At 41.1% G+C, this 17,503-nt stretch carries 17 protein-coding genes; 7 read left to right on the forward strand and 10 right to left on the reverse strand.

Going from position 1 to position 17,503, the window contains the following annotated elements; genetic code table 11:
- Nucleotides 1–726 precede the first annotated feature (726 nt).
- Nucleotides 727–2,118, forward strand: coding sequence for a PP2C family protein-serine/threonine phosphatase (locus tag V7K49_RS25485; RefSeq protein WP_335208133.1), 1,392 nt, complete (start codon nt 727–729; stop codon nt 2,116–2,118).
- Between the two features lie 217 nt (nt 2,119–2,335).
- Here V7K49_RS25485 and V7K49_RS25490 read toward each other — a convergent pair whose 3' ends face one another.
- Both V7K49_RS25490 and V7K49_RS25495 read right to left on the reverse strand, forming a co-directional pair.
- Nucleotides 2,336–2,482, reverse strand: coding sequence for a hypothetical protein (locus tag V7K49_RS25490; RefSeq protein ID WP_335208134.1), 147 nt, complete (start codon nt 2,480–2,482; stop codon nt 2,336–2,338).
- Between the two features lie 430 nt (nt 2,483–2,912).
- Nucleotides 2,913–4,190, reverse strand: a complete 1,278-nt coding sequence (locus V7K49_RS25495) for an ankyrin repeat domain-containing protein (protein WP_335208135.1) — start codon at nt 4,188–4,190, stop codon at nt 2,913–2,915.
- Between the two features lie 212 nt (nt 4,191–4,402).
- Between V7K49_RS25495 and V7K49_RS25500 the strand changes: the two genes are divergently transcribed.
- The gene (locus V7K49_RS25500; RefSeq protein WP_334868328.1) at nt 4,403–4,873 is read left to right on the forward strand and encodes a DUF4079 domain-containing protein; all 471 of its coding nucleotides are present in this window, start codon (nt 4,403–4,405) and stop codon (nt 4,871–4,873) included.
- 62 nt (nt 4,874–4,935) lie between these two features.
- Here V7K49_RS25500 and V7K49_RS25505 read toward each other — a convergent pair whose 3' ends face one another.
- Nucleotides 4,936–5,610 (reverse strand): DUF1997 domain-containing protein, encoded by a 675-nt coding sequence (locus tag V7K49_RS25505; protein ID WP_335208136.1) that lies wholly within the window; start codon nt 5,608–5,610, stop codon nt 4,936–4,938.
- A gap of 178 nt (nt 5,611–5,788) precedes the next feature.
- On the opposite strand from V7K49_RS25505, the gene V7K49_RS25510 reads away from it, so the two are divergent.
- Together V7K49_RS25510 and V7K49_RS25515 are read left to right on the forward strand one after the other, a co-directional pair.
- Nucleotides 5,789–6,445, forward strand: coding sequence for an NAD(P)H-binding protein (locus V7K49_RS25510; protein ID WP_335208137.1), 657 nt, complete (start codon nt 5,789–5,791; stop codon nt 6,443–6,445).
- A 7-nt stretch (nt 6,446–6,452) separates the two neighbouring features.
- Nucleotides 6,453–6,686, forward strand: coding sequence for a hypothetical protein (locus V7K49_RS25515; RefSeq protein WP_335208138.1), 234 nt, complete (start codon nt 6,453–6,455; stop codon nt 6,684–6,686).
- Between the two features lie 154 nt (nt 6,687–6,840).
- Here the strand turns inward: V7K49_RS25515 and V7K49_RS25520 are convergent, their stop codons facing one another.
- Nucleotides 6,841–7,305, reverse strand: coding sequence for a DUF29 domain-containing protein (locus V7K49_RS25520; protein WP_335208139.1), 465 nt, complete (start codon nt 7,303–7,305; stop codon nt 6,841–6,843).
- A 556-nt stretch (nt 7,306–7,861) separates the two neighbouring features.
- Nucleotides 7,862–8,734, reverse strand: coding sequence for a class I SAM-dependent methyltransferase (locus V7K49_RS25525; protein ID WP_335208140.1), 873 nt, complete (start codon nt 8,732–8,734; stop codon nt 7,862–7,864).
- 496 nt (nt 8,735–9,230) lie between these two features.
- On the opposite strand from V7K49_RS25525, the gene V7K49_RS25530 reads away from it, so the two are divergent.
- Nucleotides 9,231–9,881, forward strand: coding sequence for a glycoside hydrolase family 24 protein (locus V7K49_RS25530; protein WP_335208141.1), 651 nt, complete (start codon nt 9,231–9,233; stop codon nt 9,879–9,881).
- A 14-nt stretch (nt 9,882–9,895) separates the two neighbouring features.
- Here the strand turns inward: V7K49_RS25530 and menH are convergent, their stop codons facing one another.
- The 5 genes from menH to metG form a co-directional block, all read right to left on the reverse strand.
- Entirely contained in the window at nt 9,896–10,714 is an 819-nt protein-coding gene (gene menH, locus V7K49_RS25535; RefSeq protein WP_335208142.1) for a 2-succinyl-6-hydroxy-2,4-cyclohexadiene-1-carboxylate synthase, read from the reverse strand.
- A gap of 235 nt (nt 10,715–10,949) precedes the next feature.
- Nucleotides 10,950–11,351 carry a metal-sensitive transcriptional regulator gene (locus V7K49_RS25540; RefSeq protein WP_334868287.1) on the reverse strand — a complete coding sequence of 134 codons (402 nt, stop codon included), beginning with the start codon at nt 11,349–11,351 and terminating at the stop codon, nt 10,950–10,952.
- A gap of 100 nt (nt 11,352–11,451) precedes the next feature.
- The gene (gene lptC, locus V7K49_RS25545; RefSeq protein WP_334868285.1) at nt 11,452–12,657 is read right to left on the reverse strand and encodes an LPS export ABC transporter periplasmic protein LptC; all 1,206 of its coding nucleotides are present in this window, start codon (nt 12,655–12,657) and stop codon (nt 11,452–11,454) included.
- Nucleotides 12,657–13,286, reverse strand: a complete 630-nt coding sequence (locus V7K49_RS25550; protein WP_273769709.1) for a LabA-like NYN domain-containing protein — start codon at nt 13,284–13,286, stop codon at nt 12,657–12,659. The genes lptC and V7K49_RS25550 overlap by 1 nt, the downstream gene beginning before the upstream one ends.
- A gap of 163 nt (nt 13,287–13,449) precedes the next feature.
- Complete coding sequence (metG, locus tag V7K49_RS25555) at nt 13,450–15,054, reverse strand: methionine--tRNA ligase (RefSeq protein ID WP_335208143.1); 1,605 nt, start codon at nt 15,052–15,054, stop codon at nt 13,450–13,452.
- A 378-nt stretch (nt 15,055–15,432) separates the two neighbouring features.
- On the opposite strand from metG, the gene V7K49_RS25560 reads away from it, so the two are divergent.
- Together V7K49_RS25560 and V7K49_RS25565 are read left to right on the forward strand one after the other, a co-directional pair.
- On the forward strand, nt 15,433–16,158 hold the full coding sequence (locus tag V7K49_RS25560; protein WP_335208144.1) for a lysophospholipid acyltransferase family protein: 726 nt from the start codon (nt 15,433–15,435) through the stop codon (nt 16,156–16,158).
- Between the two features lie 72 nt (nt 16,159–16,230).
- Complete coding sequence (locus tag V7K49_RS25565) at nt 16,231–17,016, forward strand: alpha/beta fold hydrolase (protein ID WP_335208145.1); 786 nt, start codon at nt 16,231–16,233, stop codon at nt 17,014–17,016.
- Nucleotides 17,017–17,503: the final 487 nt, after the last annotated feature.

The following is a 17,503-nucleotide window of genomic DNA, read 5'->3' on the forward strand; positions in this document are numbered from 1 at the left end:
GATTTAGTGTCATCTCTTGTATTCATATCTTACACTTACCAAATGACTCCCACCTAAAATCAATTACAGGCTAATGCTTTAAGTCTGTTACCACTGGCTCAAAAGATTAAGTTATCTCACTTTTATCCCGTTTCCTTGGGTTTAATTTTTGTATATTGAGCAAGTCAAAATTTGCAAAACGATAAATTCAAAATGAAAAAGCTCAATATTGGCGATTATTCCGGCAATTATAGGATACAAATTAAGTATTTGAAGACTTATTTATATATTCTCAGGTTTGGGAATGAATGTAAGTCTGTTTTTTCCCAAACCAAGCTCGATTTTAGCGCTTATAGAGGTTTTCACTAAAAAGACTTCTAGTCTCCTAGTTGTCTCTGCCCAAATAGTGACTCTGAAAACGTTATAAATTATTCTTTGAATAAAGTATTTTTATTACTTTAGAGATATGCTTTGGGAATTAAGTTATGAAAAAATGAAAAATTTTCTTAATTATCACCGAAACTAGTAATTTTTACGGGTAGGGTTTTGACTAAAAATACATGATTTTAAATTACTAATTTTCCATCAAAAATATAATAAGCAAATAAAATACTCATAAAAGTTGCCTGTTACGTCTTTATACTCTTGCTAAAGTGACAAGTCTTGTCTAAATATGGTTTAGCAATGCCAAAGCCAAAAGATTTATAAGTAATCTAAAATCTGCCAATATAAAGTGCAATAGTACCTGTGCCTGTGTCTCAACTGCCCTCTCAACCCACTGACAACAATAGTAGTACCGCGACGGATGTCACACCAGTCGTGGCACTCAAAGAACTCGTGGCAAGGTTACACCGGGAACAGAACAAAATTCAAGATTTGCTAAGTTCTTTAGGATTTGCCCTGAGAAGTTTCAATAATTTGAATCAGTTTTTGGAACTGATCCCGCTGATGGCAACAAGAGTGACAGATGCAGACGGTAGCGCCCTGTTCCTCTACAAACCTAATGGTCAAGTCAGGTTAGAGCAGTTACATTGGCAAGATAGTCGTCAGCGAAAAAATATCCGCAAAGCGCTAGAAATAGCCAGCAGTCAAATCACACTTATGCCCAATACTGCCCCTCTAACGAATGCCACGAGGATTTTGGATGACCAGATGCATCGCTATTTGGGGCCAGATGTGCAAATCTTTGGTACGGCGATTCTGGTGAAGCATACAGAACGGGGATGGCTCTATGTCTTGAGCCGCGATCCAGAATATAGTTGGACAGAAACTAGGCAAAAGTTAGTTAGGTTAGTGGCAGACCAAACAGCAGTAGCGATCGAAAACGATGAACTAGCTGTAGAATTAAGAAAAAAAGAACGCCTAGACCAAGAACTAGAAATTGGCGCAGAAATTCAACGGCGACTTCTGCCACGTCAATGCCCCATAATCCCTGGTGCTGTCCTGGCGGCACGTTGTAAACCTGCCAATCGCGTTGGCGGAGACTACTACGACTTTATTGCTACCAATCACAATAAGATTCAGCCCAAGACCAAAGGCAGCACGGAAACTAGTCGCTGGGGTTTGGTTATAGGAGATGTCATGGGCAAAGGTGTCCCCGCTGGGCTGATTATGACGATGATGCGGGGAATGCTACGGGGAGAAGTGCTACATGGTAATTCCCCAGCAGGAATTCTGCAAAACTTAAATAGAGTTATGTATGCAGATTTGGATAATTCCCAGCGTTTTGTAACGCTATTTTACTCAGAATATAACCCCTATAGCCGAATTTTGTCTTATAGTAATGCGGCACACAATCCTCCCTTGTGGTGGCACGCAGCCACGAAAACTGTTAGCCGTTTAGATACTTTAGGAATGTTAATCGGTTTGGATGCTAACAGCCAATATGAAGATGCACAGGCACAGTTAGAGCCTGGGGATACAATTATTTACTATACAGATGGCTTGACCGATGCCGCTGCCGCTGGTGGCGATCGCTTCGATGAAGACAACTTTGTCACTGGCTTCAATACGGCTTGCAAGTACTGCAATGGCCCACAGGAGATTGTGGATTACCTATTTGACCAAGTTCAGCAATTCATCGGTGCTGATAAGCAAAACACTGATGATATGACACTAGTTGTTCTGCAAATTTTATAGTCATTTACCCATAATAAAACTATCCTACCCGCACTGGGGCGCACCCTCACGCCACTTGCTTCTCCCTACAGCCCTTCTCAAGACAGGAGACGCTCTTGCGTTCGGGCATTCTACGGCAGGCGCTAGCCTCTGGCAATGTGAGAAGGGCATTGCCTTGCCCAACGCAGTGGCTACTCTTGCCACCCCCACCAAATCTATGATTTGGTGGTCAACTTTCCTAGTGGTGGGTCTGAGTCCCCCACTGATAGCCAGCGGTAGCGAGTCCCTTGACTTCTTGATTCTGATTCCTAGATTCTGAATAGGTAAATTCTTCTTCAATTATTTTTTCTTTGACTTTCTGTAGCGATCGCCCAAATGGACGCACATCAACCTTTTTTAGTGAATCGTTTGTGTTTAGCCTTTAGGATGATACATAAAAAATGATCCTTAGAATACTTTTCTGTTCAAGTAAAAACTATATATTTTGCACATCTAGCACAGTAGGAAACGCCGAGGGGGAGACCAGGTAAAAGGTAAAATGTACAAGGTAAAAAGTAAAAGGTAAATTTACTTCTTCATTTTTGCTTTCTTTCTATCCTTGTGACGCAAGCATTTGGCCTGCTCCGTTTTGGCGTTTTTATTTTTCCTTTCTCCGCCGTAGCAAGTTCACAACAGCAACGACGGAGTTTTGCTTTGTTTATTTCTCAGGTCTAGACTTGTTTGTTTTCAAATTCCTTGGTATTTAAGTTAATAACCTTCATTTAATGATTTGTCAAGATATTTATAAAAATATTTTAAATTCAGAATTCAGATGGCTATTCTTGCGCCCCAGCTTTTTGTAGACTCCGCACCACATTCTTGTAACCATTAAATTCTGCAATCATCAAAGCAGTATAACCACCACGGTTTTTCAAATTCACATCTGCCCCAGCTTGGAGTAATACCTGCACGATTTCGTCATAACCTGCTGAGGCAGCCCACATCAAAGATGTTGCCCTGGCTGAGTCTTGAAAATTCACATCTGCCCCCTTTGCCAGCAGCAAATGTATAATCTCTGTGTGCTTGCGTTCGGTTGCCTTGATCAAAGCAGTTTTGCCATCATCACCCGGTGTCTTGACATCAGCACCATAGTCTAGCAACACTTTCACTGTTTGGGTGTGTCCTTGTGATGCAGCCAATGTCAAAGGTAGTTCACCAAGATTTTTACCATTAATATCTCCCCTAGAACGCAGCAGTGCCTCGACAATTTGGCTATGTCCCTGCAATGCTGCTACAAGCAGTGGCGTATCACCCAGGTGGTTCCTAATTTGGGCATCTGCACCCCTCTTAAGTAATACTAGTACGACATCAATGTAGCCTTCCACAACGGCAAGGTGTAGGGCAGTTTCACCATCTTGATCTTGGAGATTAATCTCGGCACCTCGATCTAGTAAAGCTGCTGCAATCTCACTGTGTCCCGCTGCTGCTGCTGCCGATAGGGCAGTTCCACCATCAGCGTTTTTCACATTCACATCAGCCCCTGCTGCTAGCAGTGCTTCCACAATCTCCAGATGTCCCAAGTCTGCCGCTAATGTTAAGAGTGTCTCACCCTCCTGATCATTGATATCAACACCAGTTTGGAGAATTGCTTTTATAACTTCTATTTGTCCCTGCTTAACGGCGAGTTTCAAGGCAGTATCATCATCTTTATCTTTGATATTCACCTTCGCCCCAGCAGCCAATAAGACTCGCACTACATCTACATGGCCTTTGAGTACTGCTGCCATTAAAGCTGTGCTGCCATCTTCATTAGTGGCATTTACATCAGCACCTTTGGATAGTAAAAGCTGCACAATGTCAAACTGTTTGGCACTAGCTGCCAACATCAAAGCTGTCAAACCATAGAGTTTTCTTTTCAAGTTGATATTTGCCCCAGCATCCAGCAGCGATCGCACAATTTCGGTATAGCCTAAATTGGCAGCAAACATTAACACCGTCGTGCCTTGGCGATCGCACGTGTCCACCAAGGCACCAGCACCTAGTAGCGCACATAGCCCCTTAATATCACCACTTTTAGCAGCTTTCAGCAGCAAAGTATCGTTGTTTTCAGTCATGGATGAAGATCCCACACAGGGGGTTTTGTTCGTCTACCCTTAAAATTCAGTCTGAGATTGTTTATCCACTTTGGCAAGAGGGCGAAGCAAAATAGTAGGGGAGATGGGAGAATAGAATTTTCCTTATTCTCTTTTACTCTGTGCAGCTTTAACCACAGAAACTAGAGTTATGCTAATTTTTATGAAGATTTAATATATTAGGCGAGAACACGATGAGTCTGCAACTTACTCCATCAATTAAATATTGGCTGAACTTCATTCATCCGGTGCTCATGTGGGCACTATTAGCACTCTCAATTTATGCTGCCTACTTGGGGCTGCAAGTACAGCATACCAGAAATGCTAAGGGGGAAGAAAAGAAAGAACTGATTAAAGGTAGATATAACGTCAGACACTACCAAATGGGGTCTATACTCCTAGCTTTGATGGTGACAGGTGCGATCGCTGCAATGGCTGTCACTTACATCAATAATGGTAAGTTATTTTTCGGATCTCACCTACTAGCAGGGCTGGGTATGATGAGTTTGATTGCATTTTCTGCTGCTTTGTCTCCTTATATGCAGAAAGGGGCAAATTGGGCGCGTGCAACTCACATTTTGTTGAATTCTATCCTTTTGGGACTTTTTGCTTGGCAGGCTGTTACTGGCGTGCAAATTGTCCAAAGAATTCTGACTCAAGCATAGATTAAGTAGTAGTTTGTCATTTGTCACTAATTTTTGACAAATGACAAAAAATAACTGTTGAATCACTGCTTTTGCTTAGAATTAGCAGCAAAGGGTATTTCCAAAGATTTATGAAAATCTTCCTGAACTTTGCGAGTTAAGCGGCGGGAGACTTGGCGGACGATTTGGTTAAGTAAGCGATCGCCTGTAGATTGAATTATAGACTTGGGTAATCGCTGAATAAACCTGGGAAAGTGCAAAGAAACCATTAAATCCAATTCCCATTCAACTCTGGTAACCTCGCCAATGCTACTGCAAGCATTGTTTTCTATTAACTGTAGAGATGCCCGATAGTCTACGTCGTAACCAGGCGGATGGTAATCAGGGATGGGGATTGTACGGATGCGGTAAATACCCTCCTCTGGGGGCAACAATTCCAAACCAATTTTCGGTTCTACTTCATAACCAAAAGCACCAAAACGACCAATTACTAAAGCATAGCCATTTTCCCCAAGTAATTGTACCTTCATGGGTTCAGCGCAACGACAAAACCATGAGGCGTGAGCATTGAGATACTCAGCAACCTTCTGGGCTGGGGCAGGCATTTCCATAAAATCTTGATAACGACCAGAAAATTTTGTAAGCGTCGCTACATTTTCTTCTGTTAATGTGTCCTCAGCTTCTTCTTGACTGGACGCTAGAGGTAAAACTGCTTCTGTTATTTCCCAGGATTTATATTCGCCTTTTGTTGAAAGCATAAATGCATTACTGTATATTTTGGCGTTCATCTATATTAATAATTCCCCATGCGCCTGGGTGATTTCGCATTCAGATCCGATTTTGACCGAAACCTCATTAATCTGCCATTACCTCCATAGAATTACTAAAATAAAGAACTAAACAAGCACACAATAGTTTCCCAGGATAGCATTTCTCATGAAAGCATTTGTAGCAGGGGCAACGGGTGAAACAGGTCGCCGGATTGTGCAAGAATTAATAGCGCGGAATATTCCCGTCCGAGCCTTGGTGAGGGATGTAGAGAAAGCCAGGGGTATTCTGTCTCCTGAAGTCGAATTGGTGGTAGGCGACGTTTTACAACCAGAAAGTCTGACTGCTGGGTTGGGAGATAGCACAGTTCTGTTGGTTGCTAGTGGGGCAAAACCTAGCTTTGACCCCACTGGCCCCTATAAGGTGGATTTTGAAGGGACTAAAAATTTAGTAGATGCTGCTAAGGTAAAGGGAATTGACCATTTTGTCTTCGTTTCTTCATTGTGTACTTCCCAGTTTTTCCATCCGCTGAACTTGTTTTGGCTGATTTTAGTGTGGAAAAAACAAGCTGAAGAGTATATCCAGAAAAGTGGCCTTACCTATACGATTGTGCGACCTGGTGGGTTGAAGAATGAAGATAACCTCGACGCGATCGTCATGCAGAGTGCTGATACACTGTTCGACGGTAGCATCCCCAGGCAAAAAGTCGCCCAAGTTGCTGTTGAGGCGCTGTTTGAAGCAGATGCACGCAATAAACTTGTCGAGATTGTTGCCAAACCTGAAGCAGCCTCAAAAAGCTTTAAGGAGCTATTTCAACAGTGTTGATATTCGATTGGATTCTATTCCCCAAAATGAGCGGCTCACATCTTCATGGAAAAGCGATGTCTACGATGGTCACGGACTTGTACTGAGCATCTCAGCTTCGCTCGATGGAGCCGCAGTCGAAGTAGCTTGTCGTACCCCTACGGAGATCTTGCTAGCAAGAGCGTTTCGTAGAGAAGTGCGGGCTATTCGGCGTCGCACTTTGTCAATTAGCTTACCTCATCTAAATATGACTGCCCCTTGATTCCACGCCCGAAAGCAATCGCTCCATCCACATCCAAAACGTAGGGGTAAAGGGCATTGCTCATATGACGCTTTACCCCTACACTCATTCACGATAGACAAGCGATCGCTCTCTTATTACCTTCATTTTCACAAAAAGTGACATAAAATCACTTTTATTGTGGGAAGTACTCACTGTTAAAAATATCTTCAGGAGTAAAAGGGCATTGTTCTGGGAAAATCTCAGGCGTTAAACCTGTTTTTTGAATTGCTTGTCTTCTGGCTTTAATATAAACTGCACCTAAGCAGTTAAGAGAATAGTTATAAAGTGTTTTGGAACGAAAAGAAAATTCTAGCTCATCACGGAAATTAGTTATTTCTATTTGCCAACCTCGTTGACAATCTTCTTTTTCAGTTTCCCAATAACGATAAAGTAAAAGATGAATTAATAATTGTTTTAAGTAACTTTCTACTTTTCGTCTTTGTTCAATTCCCAAAGCTTCAATTTCTTCTGTTAGATGTTGCCAATCTAAATTTTCAATATCTTTGTTTTCTAATTGTTTAAGCGTTGTTTCTACCCATAAATAATAATCTTTTTCATAAAGGGTAGGTTCAACAGATTTTAATATTTCTGTTGTCATAGCTAATCGCTGGAAAAACAACTATCTAATTATAACATAGGTAGGCGTAGCCCAGTGCAGGTATCACTCTTTCTCCTTCATCAGTAAAAAGCGATCGCAGCACAATTAAAGCATGATACATTCTTGCTTCAAAATCCAGTACAAAGATTAATTTAATACTTGCTATATCAGCAAAGCTTAATCATTATTACTAGTTGAAAAAAATAATTTTGTCTTAATCTCTCACGGATTCTGACTTTTCCTGTTATCTCCCTCATGGAGCGCTCGCTTACTATACCCCTAGCCTAAAGCCCTATTCTCTCGTGATAAATTGTCATTAAAATTAGTTTATTGAGAATATATATAGGATGAAACCCTTGCTATTTCGTTGTTTCATGACTTAACAGGAAAAGTCAGCTCGCGGATTAAGTTCTCAATCGGAGACGAGGAGATACTGAAAATCATGCAAGCATTTGTCGTTTCTAACTTTAATGCAAATTGTAGCTTACTTAAACTATGGTGTAGTTTTTTGGTTTTCTGATAGAAATCTTATGGAACAAAAGCCTTAATTTAAGTATCATTTTATATTTAAAAGCTGTTGCACAGTTACTTCTTCCTTCTTTGCCGTAACCAAAAAAGAACGCCGCACACCTTTAATTTCTCTTGGGGTTAAATCTACAGCATATCGACCATAATTTGCTCTAATTTCCCCTGGTTGGATAATTGAAGCATTCCAACCATGATCGGCAAATAATTGTTCTGGTTCGTCTGTGCCAAAACGCCAATGCTTGCTAATCAAGCCATTCTGGTGTTGAGAGCCAACCCGCCACGACTTGACACTGACCAAATCAGCCCCCAAGTAGCTGCCATCTGCACTTAAGTAGCTAATGGTTTTGAGTAATTCATGAATTTCTGCCTCGTTCAAGTACATCAATAGCCCTTCTATTAGCCAAAGTGTGGGGACTCCAACCTTGAAGCCTTGTTGTAAAAGCAAATGTGACCAAGGCTGCGTTAAGTCAGCAGCGATCGCATAGCGATGACACTTGGCTTGTTTATCTTGCAGGATTGCTTCCTTGTACTGAATCAATTCTGGTAAATCTAGCTCGTACAAACGAGTCTCAGGTGGGAAAGGCAGACGAAACGCTCTTGTGTCTAAGCCAACTCCTAAAAAGACTATTTGATTAATTTCGGGCAACACAGACAAGATAAAGTCATCGAAAAACCGAGTACGCACTGCAACAAACTGGATACGAAGCGCTCTACCAAGGGAGTTGACACTATCCTCTTGTTCCCATTTTTCTCTCCAAGCTTGTCCTGTTTCTCCAACTAATTGTGCTGCTAGTGAATCATCAAATAGATGGTCAGACCTATCGGTTTCTATTGCACGTTTAACTGCCATTAGTAAGGCTGTGCGGCAAACCTCATCTTTAATGTCAGGTATTTCACTCATTACTTGGAGTTTCAGTAATTGCCGTTGCAGTAATAATTTAATTGTCTCACACTTTATAAAAAATTTTACCCTTAAAAAAATTCTTACTCGCTTAGGACGCGACTATAGCGTGATTAACTAAATTTTTATGAATTTATGTTTAACCATATATAAGTAACATTTTTGGAAGTGCGACTCGAAAATCGCACGATTTGAGCGAAGAAGCGATTTTTTGGCGGAAGTAGGATGCAACAAGAAGCGATTGAGCTTATTCTTAATCGGCATTGTTGGGAGTATATCGCTTGCTATACTTATTTATGCCCTTTTTTCCTAATTTCTAAAAAAATGAGCAAATCGGGAATAATAACTAACAATCAGGTGTGAACTTTGTCAGAATGAGTTCGTCGATGATTTTTGTTAGCAAAGAGAGCGAATTTGAAGGAGTCGGACTCTGAAAGGCTTTGAATTCAAAGGTGTTGAAAAACTTATTGGGCCAATAGCCGCGCTTCTTGGCTTTGTGTATTTGTTGCAATGGTATATTGGAGACTTGCGATCGCCTTCCGATCCCATCTTTGGAGTTAAACAGCCGCCTTTGGTCATGAAACAGGGCGATCCCTATATCCGCGCTTTAATGCGAACCATATCAGCGAGTGAAGCAAGTGGCAACCGTCCCTATTCGCTGTTATACGGTGGACAACAAGTCAACGACCTTAGCCGACATCCTGAAATATGCGTCACAATTGTCACAAGTCCCAACACAGGTAATTGTTCTACGGCTGCTGGCAGATATCAAATTATCAACATTACTTGGTATCGTTTAGCTCCCCGTTATCACCCAAAGCCGATGCAGATGATGTTTTGGACTACTTATAGTTTTGAAGCAGAATATCAAGATATAGTAGTTTACCGTTGGTTAAGTGATTCTAAAGTTTGGGGAACTGATATTTCTCAACTATTGCGTCAGGGAAAGTTAAATGATGTTTTGCGGCGACTTTCTCCCACTTGGACAAGTCTAGGATATGGTATAGAAACTAATTTTGTTAGTAGCTCTTTGCCTAAGGTTTATCAGAAAATGTTGCAAGAGGAATTAACCGCAGCTAAACAACCAACAGCCCCGAAATTGACACCATCTCCAACTCCTTCTAGCAGGGCAGTAAAGAAGCAGTGAAGTTATCCTAATTTTTAACTTGCTGGGGACAAAAAATATTTGATATTTTCTACAAATGCCAAGGTATTTTCAAAGTGAATATTATGTCCAGCATTACTAATTATTTTTAGCTGGGCAACTTCACTTATTTTAGCCATTTCTGTATTAATAGATATAAATTTTTCATCATATTCACCGACTAGTAAAAGCATAGATATTTTATTATTTTGTAGCTTTTCCCATGAAGATGGTTGGCAGCCAGTCCCCATAAAGCACAGTGATTTATCTAATTCCTTGGGATTGTTCTGCAACCGAGTTTCTATCATGCGATCGTATTCTGGATGATTTTTTAGATTACCAAAAATCGTCTGATTGTACCAATTTGATAGAAAAGCAGCAAAATCAGTTCTGGCAACACTTCTTGCTAATTTTCTACCTATTTGCGTATCAAGTTTAATGCGTTCTAATCGTTCTGCTTCTGCTGATAAACCTGGGGAAGCTGACTCTAGGACAACTTTTAAGAAACGTTCGGGAAAATGTAGGGTGAGGTATAAACCCAATCTTCCACCCATTGAATAACCAACTAAAAAACATTTGGCAATTTTTAACTCATCCAGCAAGTTGATTAAGGCATGGGCAGTATTTGTCATTGTATAGTAATTATCCCCGCCCAAAACTTGAGTTTTTCCGTGTCCAGGAAGGTCAATCGTTAAATAGGAAAATTCGTCAAATAGTAATTTTATGGCTTCATCAAATTCATCAATGTTACCCATGAAGCCATGCAAAAAAATAATTAGTGGTTTATCTAGAGTGCCAATTAAAGAATAATGAAATTGATAATTTTTGAGAATCATATTTTAGGAAGTTGGCGCATAAATTATGTTAGCCCGATCGCTCGTCTACAGTAGAAATTAAGTGCGATCGCACACCGGATTATTTTATGGCTTATGCACAAGGTTCGTAGTAAGCGCTTACTACAAATTTGAGGGTCTAGTTACCGCCCTGAAACTGCTTTGGAACCGCCCAAACTATCAGCTATGACTGGGAGATACTTGTGTTAATCGCGATAATTTTTGATTTTTCTGATTTTTAAGGCAAAAATCGATCTAAAGCAGCTTTTAACTGTTTAATTTCAACGTCAATATTACCCTCTTGTGCGGCTCTACCGATACACTCAGTTAAATGTTCATCCAAAACAATTCGCGCTACTCGATCCAATGCGCCGCGCACTGCGGCAATTTGCAGTAGAACATCAGGACAAGGGCTACTTTGCTGCACCATTGTCTTAATACCGCGAACATGTCCTTCTATCCGCGATAATCGATTGACAATTCGCCGTAAAGACTCTTCGCTATGGACATGAGAATGAGCCGACTCTCCAGTCCTATGAGCATGATTTGTATGTTCGTGGTCTGTATCGTGATCGTGGGAATGTTCTGCTTGCTGGGATGTTGGCAAGAATTCCTTACCTAATCGCTTTGATCCATTCATGGGTTATTAAAAGACTTGTAGTACTTAAGATCCTAGCCTAGTACTCGACCAACCCAAAATTTATGGGTCAGGGTGGGCCCCATTCCCCCTAACTTTACTACTAACGATTGGCTCTTTCTTGGGGAATAATCTCCGTTACTACCCTACCGCTAGAACTGCCACCTTTGACAACAATATTTTCTGTTTGCAGATTACCAACGGCTGTTTCACCCGCAAAATTTAACGGCGGGTCAACTTGCCGATAAATCACATTTCCCTGAGCTTCGACTAACTTATTGTCTAGATACCAAGTTAGTGTATTGGATCTCAGAGACTGGCGACGCTGACCAACGGCGTTGACGTTACCTGTTAAATAAACGGTTTTTTGGGGTATTTTCATTTCACCTTGATTGGCTGTCACTGTAACATTTTCGGCCCGCTGGAACATTCGCGTGGGCGAGTTTGTGGTGACAGTTTCTGCGTTCATGTTCCAGGTCATAGAGTTACTAGCTATTTGCATTGGTGGGTCTAGTAATTCTAATTGAGCATTCTGTTGAATAGTGGCAATTTTTGTTTTTAAGTTGACTTCGGCAGAATTTCCCTTGCCGCGATCGCTAATTTTATTATCTTTGTAGCGGTCAATTTGTAACGGGCGATCGCCAATCAGTTTTTCTTCTTTAATATTCCAGATCAAATGCTCGGTTCTTACTTGCATCTGGGGATCAGTGGAATTTGCCACTACCCCTCCAGAAAATTCCATGCGCTGTTCGCGGGTTTTAACTCGCGCTTCCTGCGCCACTGCTTGTAGTTGTTTATGATTACCATTAATCTGCTTGCGGACAATCAACAAATCTTCTTTGGGACGCCATTCTAATTCATTACCTTGCAACACAATCCCATTACTAGGATCTATGGCAAATATCTTACCTTTAAGAAACAACTGCTTCCCATCTTGTTCAATATCTGCTACATCTGCCTTAATTTGATAAACTACTTTGCCATCTTGATATAGTTCACCATAAGGACTTTCAGCCTGACCAATTTGTTTTTCTTTGGTGTATTTTGCCCGTTTAGCCCTAACTTTCCAAATCGGTCGTCCCACTTCATCTGCTTGTTCTAAGGTGACATCAAAGAAGGTTAAATTGCTATCTTGGTTAGATGAAGCCGCAGTATTTTGTTGAGAAGTTAGGGGGGATTTACCCCCGCAGGCAACTAAACCAAATACCAAGAAAAAAGTCAAAGGAAAAAGCAGGAAGGAGGGAGTGGAGGAGTAATTTTGAATTTTTCTTACCCCCTCTCTCCCCCTTTTATGAAATTGATGCGCCATTATTCTTGGATTTCTAGGTGTCCATCACTAGTTCTGGGGTCTTCCAAAAAACCGATACCAGATAACGGCCGGTATGGATAGCTTTGGCGAGGGGTTTTTTGAATATCCTCTTTGATGGCTTCTAAATCAATGTAGCGATCGCTTACATTAATTAAGCTGTCGCTGGTCATCGAACGCAAACTCACCACTTCTACTCGCACGCCGCGATAGCTCACTGAATTGACCGCATATGCTAAATCCCCATCACCGCTGACTAAAACTGCGGTATCATAAGAATCTACTAACGCCATCATGTCTACTGCTATTTCTACATCCAGGTTAGCTTTTTTAGAGCCATCTGGTAGCTGGACCAAATCCTTAGCAATGACTCGATAGCCATTGCGACGCATCCACAGCAGAAACCCCTGTTGCTTCTCGTTTGTTCGGTCTACACCAGTGTAGAAAAAAGAACGCAGGAGTCTAGAACCTCCTGTTAATCGATACAATAGCTTTGTGTAATCGATTTCAATCCCTAGTTGCAGTGCAGCGTAAAATAGATTTGAGCCATCAATAAATATGGCGACCCTGCCCCGATTCTCCAAAACTTGTTCTGGCGTAAATATTGAATCGTTTTCCAAATTATTCAACATCGTTCTCATACCTCGATTTTTATCCTTGTTATTTTTGATACTTACGAACTTTTAGATGCTAGTCACAGCGGCTTATGATAATGTTCCGGGGCTAATATAAGTTAAGCCCCGATAAATTTTTTGAGAGAATAAGAAATTGAACAAAATCAGAGTTTGATAAGGGCTAATCGTTTTTTGGGGATTCTATTCGCTTAAAAACTGGTTGGGGTGTACCCAACTGTTGTTTACTCGATAGTATTCCCCATGTAGCATGGGTGGCAAAGGGAGCGGTAACTGAACTTTGTATTTGATCATTAAAGTTTATTCCAAAGCCCAGCTGCTGATAAATATCGCTACTGATGTTCGGAATAATTGGGGATAGGAGATAAGCTGCTAGTCTAACTGATTCTAGAACTGCGTACAGAACTTTTTCCACAGACTCCTGCTGTCCCTGTTTATATAATGACCAAGGAGCTTGTTCATCAATAAACTTATTACTGGCTTGCGCCAGTGAAAGTATGGCCACACAGGCTTGACTGAAAGCTAGCTCCTCATAGGCTTGTTTCACCTGTTCCCCTAGACGTAAACCAATTTTTTTCAAAGGATTTTCGTCAGGAATTCCTTCATTGCCGATTGATGGGACATTATTGTCAGCGCAGTATTTCTTCACCATGCTCAAGGTGCGATTGAGCAAATTACCTAAATCATTCGCCAAATCTGCATTCAGAACATTAATGAACCTTACTTCATTAAAATCTCCATCCTTGCCAAATTCGATTTCCTTAAGGAAGTAATAACGAACGGCATCACTACCATAGCGCTGAACTAACGCCACAGGATCAAGGGTGTTACCCAGACTTTTGCCCATTTTTTGACCATCTTTAGTCAAAAAGCCATGCCCAAATACTCGCCCCGGCAAGGGTAAGCCAGCCGACAACAACATTGCGGGCCAATAAACTGCATGGAAGCGCAGAATATCCTTACCAATTAGGTGCAGGTCGATTGGCCACCATGTTTCTAAAGCATTTGCTAAAGTCGGTTCTGCATCTGGTTCTAGTAATGCTGTGACATAACCTAGCAGCGCGTCAAACCAGACATAAAGGGTGTGTTTGGGATCAACTGGTACCGGAAAACCCCAATCTAGATTCACCCGGGAAATGGAAAAGTCTTGCAGCCCTTGATTTACAAAGCTGAGGACTTCATTCCGCCGACTTTCTGGTTGAATAAAATCCGGTCTAGATTGATAAAATTCTGTCAGCTTAGTTTGATATTTGGATAAGCGAAAAAAATAGTTTTGCTCGTCTCGCCACTCGACTTCTTTGTTAGTATGAATCGCGCAACGGTGTCCTTCTAGCAGATCCCGTTCTTCTTTGAATTCTTCGCAGGATACGCAGTACCAGCCTTTTTGTTGTCCCTGGTAGATATCACCAGATTTCCATACTCGCTCAAAGAATTCTTTAACGATCGCTTCATGACCAGCCGCAGTAGTTCGACTAAAGCGATCGTATTGAATGTCTAGTAACTTCCACAAACTGATGAAACTAGGGACAATTTCATCGCAAAAATCTTGTGGTGCTTTGCCTAAACTCTCTGCCGATCGCTGGATTTTTTGTCCATGTTCATCTGTACCTGTAATCAGTAATACCTTATACCCCAGCAGCCTCTGAAATCGCGCGATTACATCTGCTGCGATCGTTGTATAAGCACTGCCTATATGAGGAACATCGTTTACATAATATAGCGGTGTTGTCAGTGCAAATGTCTTTTCTGTTTTATTCACTAGATTCATGCAAAATAAAAATCAACTTATTAAAACGTTTTTCATCTTACTTCTATCGGCAAAACCACGAAATTATACAATATTATTTCTATTTTTTCCATACTATTTTTATAGTAGCAAATTTCTTTGGTCAATAATTGTTTTGTAATATCCATCAATTCAGCTAATTTATACCTAAAATCTGGAAATTAACTAATCATAATTTTTTTAAATACTTTCTATTAGATATTATTGTGTTCAGGAATACAGAATCCCAAGCGCAGAAAATCTAGCTGGGTTTGTGGATTAGACATTTCTATCTTAAGACAGTCATGGCAATAGTAAAGAAATGTAAAAATTAAATTAAGATAAACTGCCATCTTTACCGGAAAAATATATCGATTAGGTATGAGTCTAAATAGCCCCCTGGAAATTTCTCACGCTTTGATGGCAGCACTCTCAACGCAAATGTTTCGTTATTACGAGGATCGCATTCCCCAGGATGCCAGCGTACTGGTAGTCAGCAATCACCGCAGCTTTATGGATGCACTGATTTTAATGGCGGCATTATCGAGTCCGATTCGCTTTGCTTGCCATCACTACATGGGACAAGTGCCAGTAATGCGGGAGATTGTCATCGGACAATTCGGGTGCTTTCCTTTGGAGGAAACTCAAAACCGCCAGCAAAGCTTTTTTTCGCAATCACAGATGCTGTTGCAGTCCAGGCAGATGGTGGGAGTATTTCCAGAAGGAACTGAACCAATGGTGAAATTTACTCAGCCAAACCAAATGGGTGAATTTCAGCGCGGATTTGCCCATTTAGCATTGCGAGCAGATGTGCAGGATCTAGCTATTTTACCGATCGCGATCGCCTCCTTAGAAGAGGTAAACACGAATGGGTTCCCCTTAAGGCTTTTGAGTGTATTTGACCCTTCAGAACCTTTATTTAACCAAGCTGGTTGGCATCCTCTGGTAATTTATCGTCGGGTTGCTGTGTTAATCGGTCGCCCTTATTGGATTACGCCCCAACAGCAGAAAAAATATCATGGGAAACAAGCCAGAACTGTTGTGGCTGAATTGACAGAACACTGTCACGGCGAAATTAGCAATTTACTGCGTCAAGGTTGCTATTAGAATCAAAAGCACCGAAACTTTTATAACCAACAATTAGCAGTCCGAAAGTTATCTACCATTGACTAATGACCAATGACTATAAGAGAAGTTGAGCTAAACCCTTGTTTCCTGACTCCTGAACGAGTACAGCCAGAGTATCCGCTGTTGGTATATTTGCCAGGAATGGATGGAACAGGTCAATTATTGCGATCGCAAACCGCTGGATTAGAAACGGGCTTTGATGTCCGTTGTTTGGCGCTCCCACGGAAAGACCTGAACACTTGGGATGTGCTAACTAAAAGTGTATTGGACTTGATCGACGCTGAATTAGAAAAAAGCTCTCATAGGCCAGTTTACTTGTGTGGTGAGTCCTTTGGTGGTTGCTTGGCGATAAAAGTGGCGATCCAAGCACCAGAGTTATTTAAGCGAATTATCCTAATTAACCCAGCTTCGTCCTTTCATCTTCGCCCTTGGTTGAATTGGGCATCCCAACTTACTTACTTGGTGCCATCAGGATTGTATGATGTTGGCGCACTGGGGTTGTTGCCGTTTCTAGCATCTTTGCCACGCATTTCTCAGAGCGATCGCCATGAGCTGCTGAAAACGATGCGTTCTATCCCCTCAGAAACGGTTCATTGGCGGTTGTCCTTACTGCGAGAGTTTGATGTTGATGACGAGCAGTTAAGTCGCTTAACTCAACCAGTTTTGTTGATTGCCGGTGCTAGCGATCGCCTTTTGCCTTCTGTAACTGAAGTGAAGCGGATCGCGAACATCTTACCAAATACTAAAATTGTGGTGTTGCCCAATTGCGGACACGCTTGTTTGTTAGAGGAAGATATTAATCTCTATGACATTCTCAAGGCTAACAACTTTTTATAAACTAATGCTGATATAGGTATTAAAAGGTAAAAAGTGCGCTAAACATAAATTCAAGCGGTTCACAACACACTGAATTTGCCCAGGAAGATCGTCAACTAGCTCTCGCGCTGCGCGTCTCGGAGCAATTCTTTTTTAAAGTGGCAACAACCACAAACTTTAGTTTCTAAGTAATTTTCCATTTTTAATTTATAATTTTCTATTTTTAATTGTTTTGTCACTCTTGGCACATCTATAGAAACCATTTGGGATCTATTTTTCCGTCTGCAAGTCTTGTGCAAAGCCGGATTTCATACTTTTGCAGCAATTGCTCTATGATTTCCCACCCCCTGGTTACTAGGTTGTTTAAAACAGCCTTCTTGTAACCCTTATATGTTTAGAAAAGATCCCAAATGGGTTCTATAGTTAAGTCTCAAAATAATTCCTATTGGCTCTGGCAACTTGTACTTGTTGGGAGATGTCAAGCCGCTCATACTTCGCTACAAGTTTA

The organism is Nostoc sp. (genome assembly GCF_036919675.1).
GTDB lineage: Bacteria > Cyanobacteriota > Cyanobacteriia > Cyanobacteriales > Nostocaceae > Nostoc.

Excerpts from the sequence above, each read along its gene's own strand:
- V7K49_RS25495 (WP_335208135.1), bottom strand. The coding sequence starts at position 4,190 with ATGACTGAAAACAACGATACTTTGCTGCTGAAAGCTGCTAAAAGTGGT.
- V7K49_RS25500 (WP_334868328.1), top strand. The coding sequence starts at position 4,403 with ATGAGTCTGCAACTTACTCCATCAATTAAATATTGGCTGAACTTCATT.
- V7K49_RS25505 (WP_335208136.1), bottom strand. The coding sequence starts at position 5,610 with ATGCTTTCAACAAAAGGCGAATATAAATCCTGGGAAATAACAGAAGCA.
- V7K49_RS25510 (WP_335208137.1), top strand. The coding sequence starts at position 5,789 with ATGAAAGCATTTGTAGCAGGGGCAACGGGTGAAACAGGTCGCCGGATT.
- V7K49_RS25520 (WP_335208139.1), bottom strand. The coding sequence starts at position 7,305 with ATGACAACAGAAATATTAAAATCTGTTGAACCTACCCTTTATGAAAAA.
- V7K49_RS25525 (WP_335208140.1), bottom strand. The coding sequence starts at position 8,734 with ATGAGTGAAATACCTGACATTAAAGATGAGGTTTGCCGCACAGCCTTA.
- menH (WP_335208142.1), bottom strand. The coding sequence starts at position 10,714 with ATGATTCTCAAAAATTATCAATTTCATTATTCTTTAATTGGCACTCTA.
- V7K49_RS25540 (WP_334868287.1), bottom strand. The coding sequence starts at position 11,351 with ATGAATGGATCAAAGCGATTAGGTAAGGAATTCTTGCCAACATCCCAG.
- lptC (WP_334868285.1), bottom strand. The coding sequence starts at position 12,657 with ATGGCGCATCAATTTCATAAAAGGGGGAGAGAGGGGGTAAGAAAAATT.
- V7K49_RS25550 (WP_273769709.1), bottom strand. The coding sequence starts at position 13,286 with ATGTTGAATAATTTGGAAAACGATTCAATATTTACGCCAGAACAAGTT.
- metG (WP_335208143.1), bottom strand. The coding sequence starts at position 15,054 with ATGAATCTAGTGAATAAAACAGAAAAGACATTTGCACTGACAACACCG.
- V7K49_RS25560 (WP_335208144.1), top strand. The coding sequence starts at position 15,433 with ATGAGTCTAAATAGCCCCCTGGAAATTTCTCACGCTTTGATGGCAGCA.
- V7K49_RS25565 (WP_335208145.1), top strand. The coding sequence starts at position 16,231 with ATGACTATAAGAGAAGTTGAGCTAAACCCTTGTTTCCTGACTCCTGAA.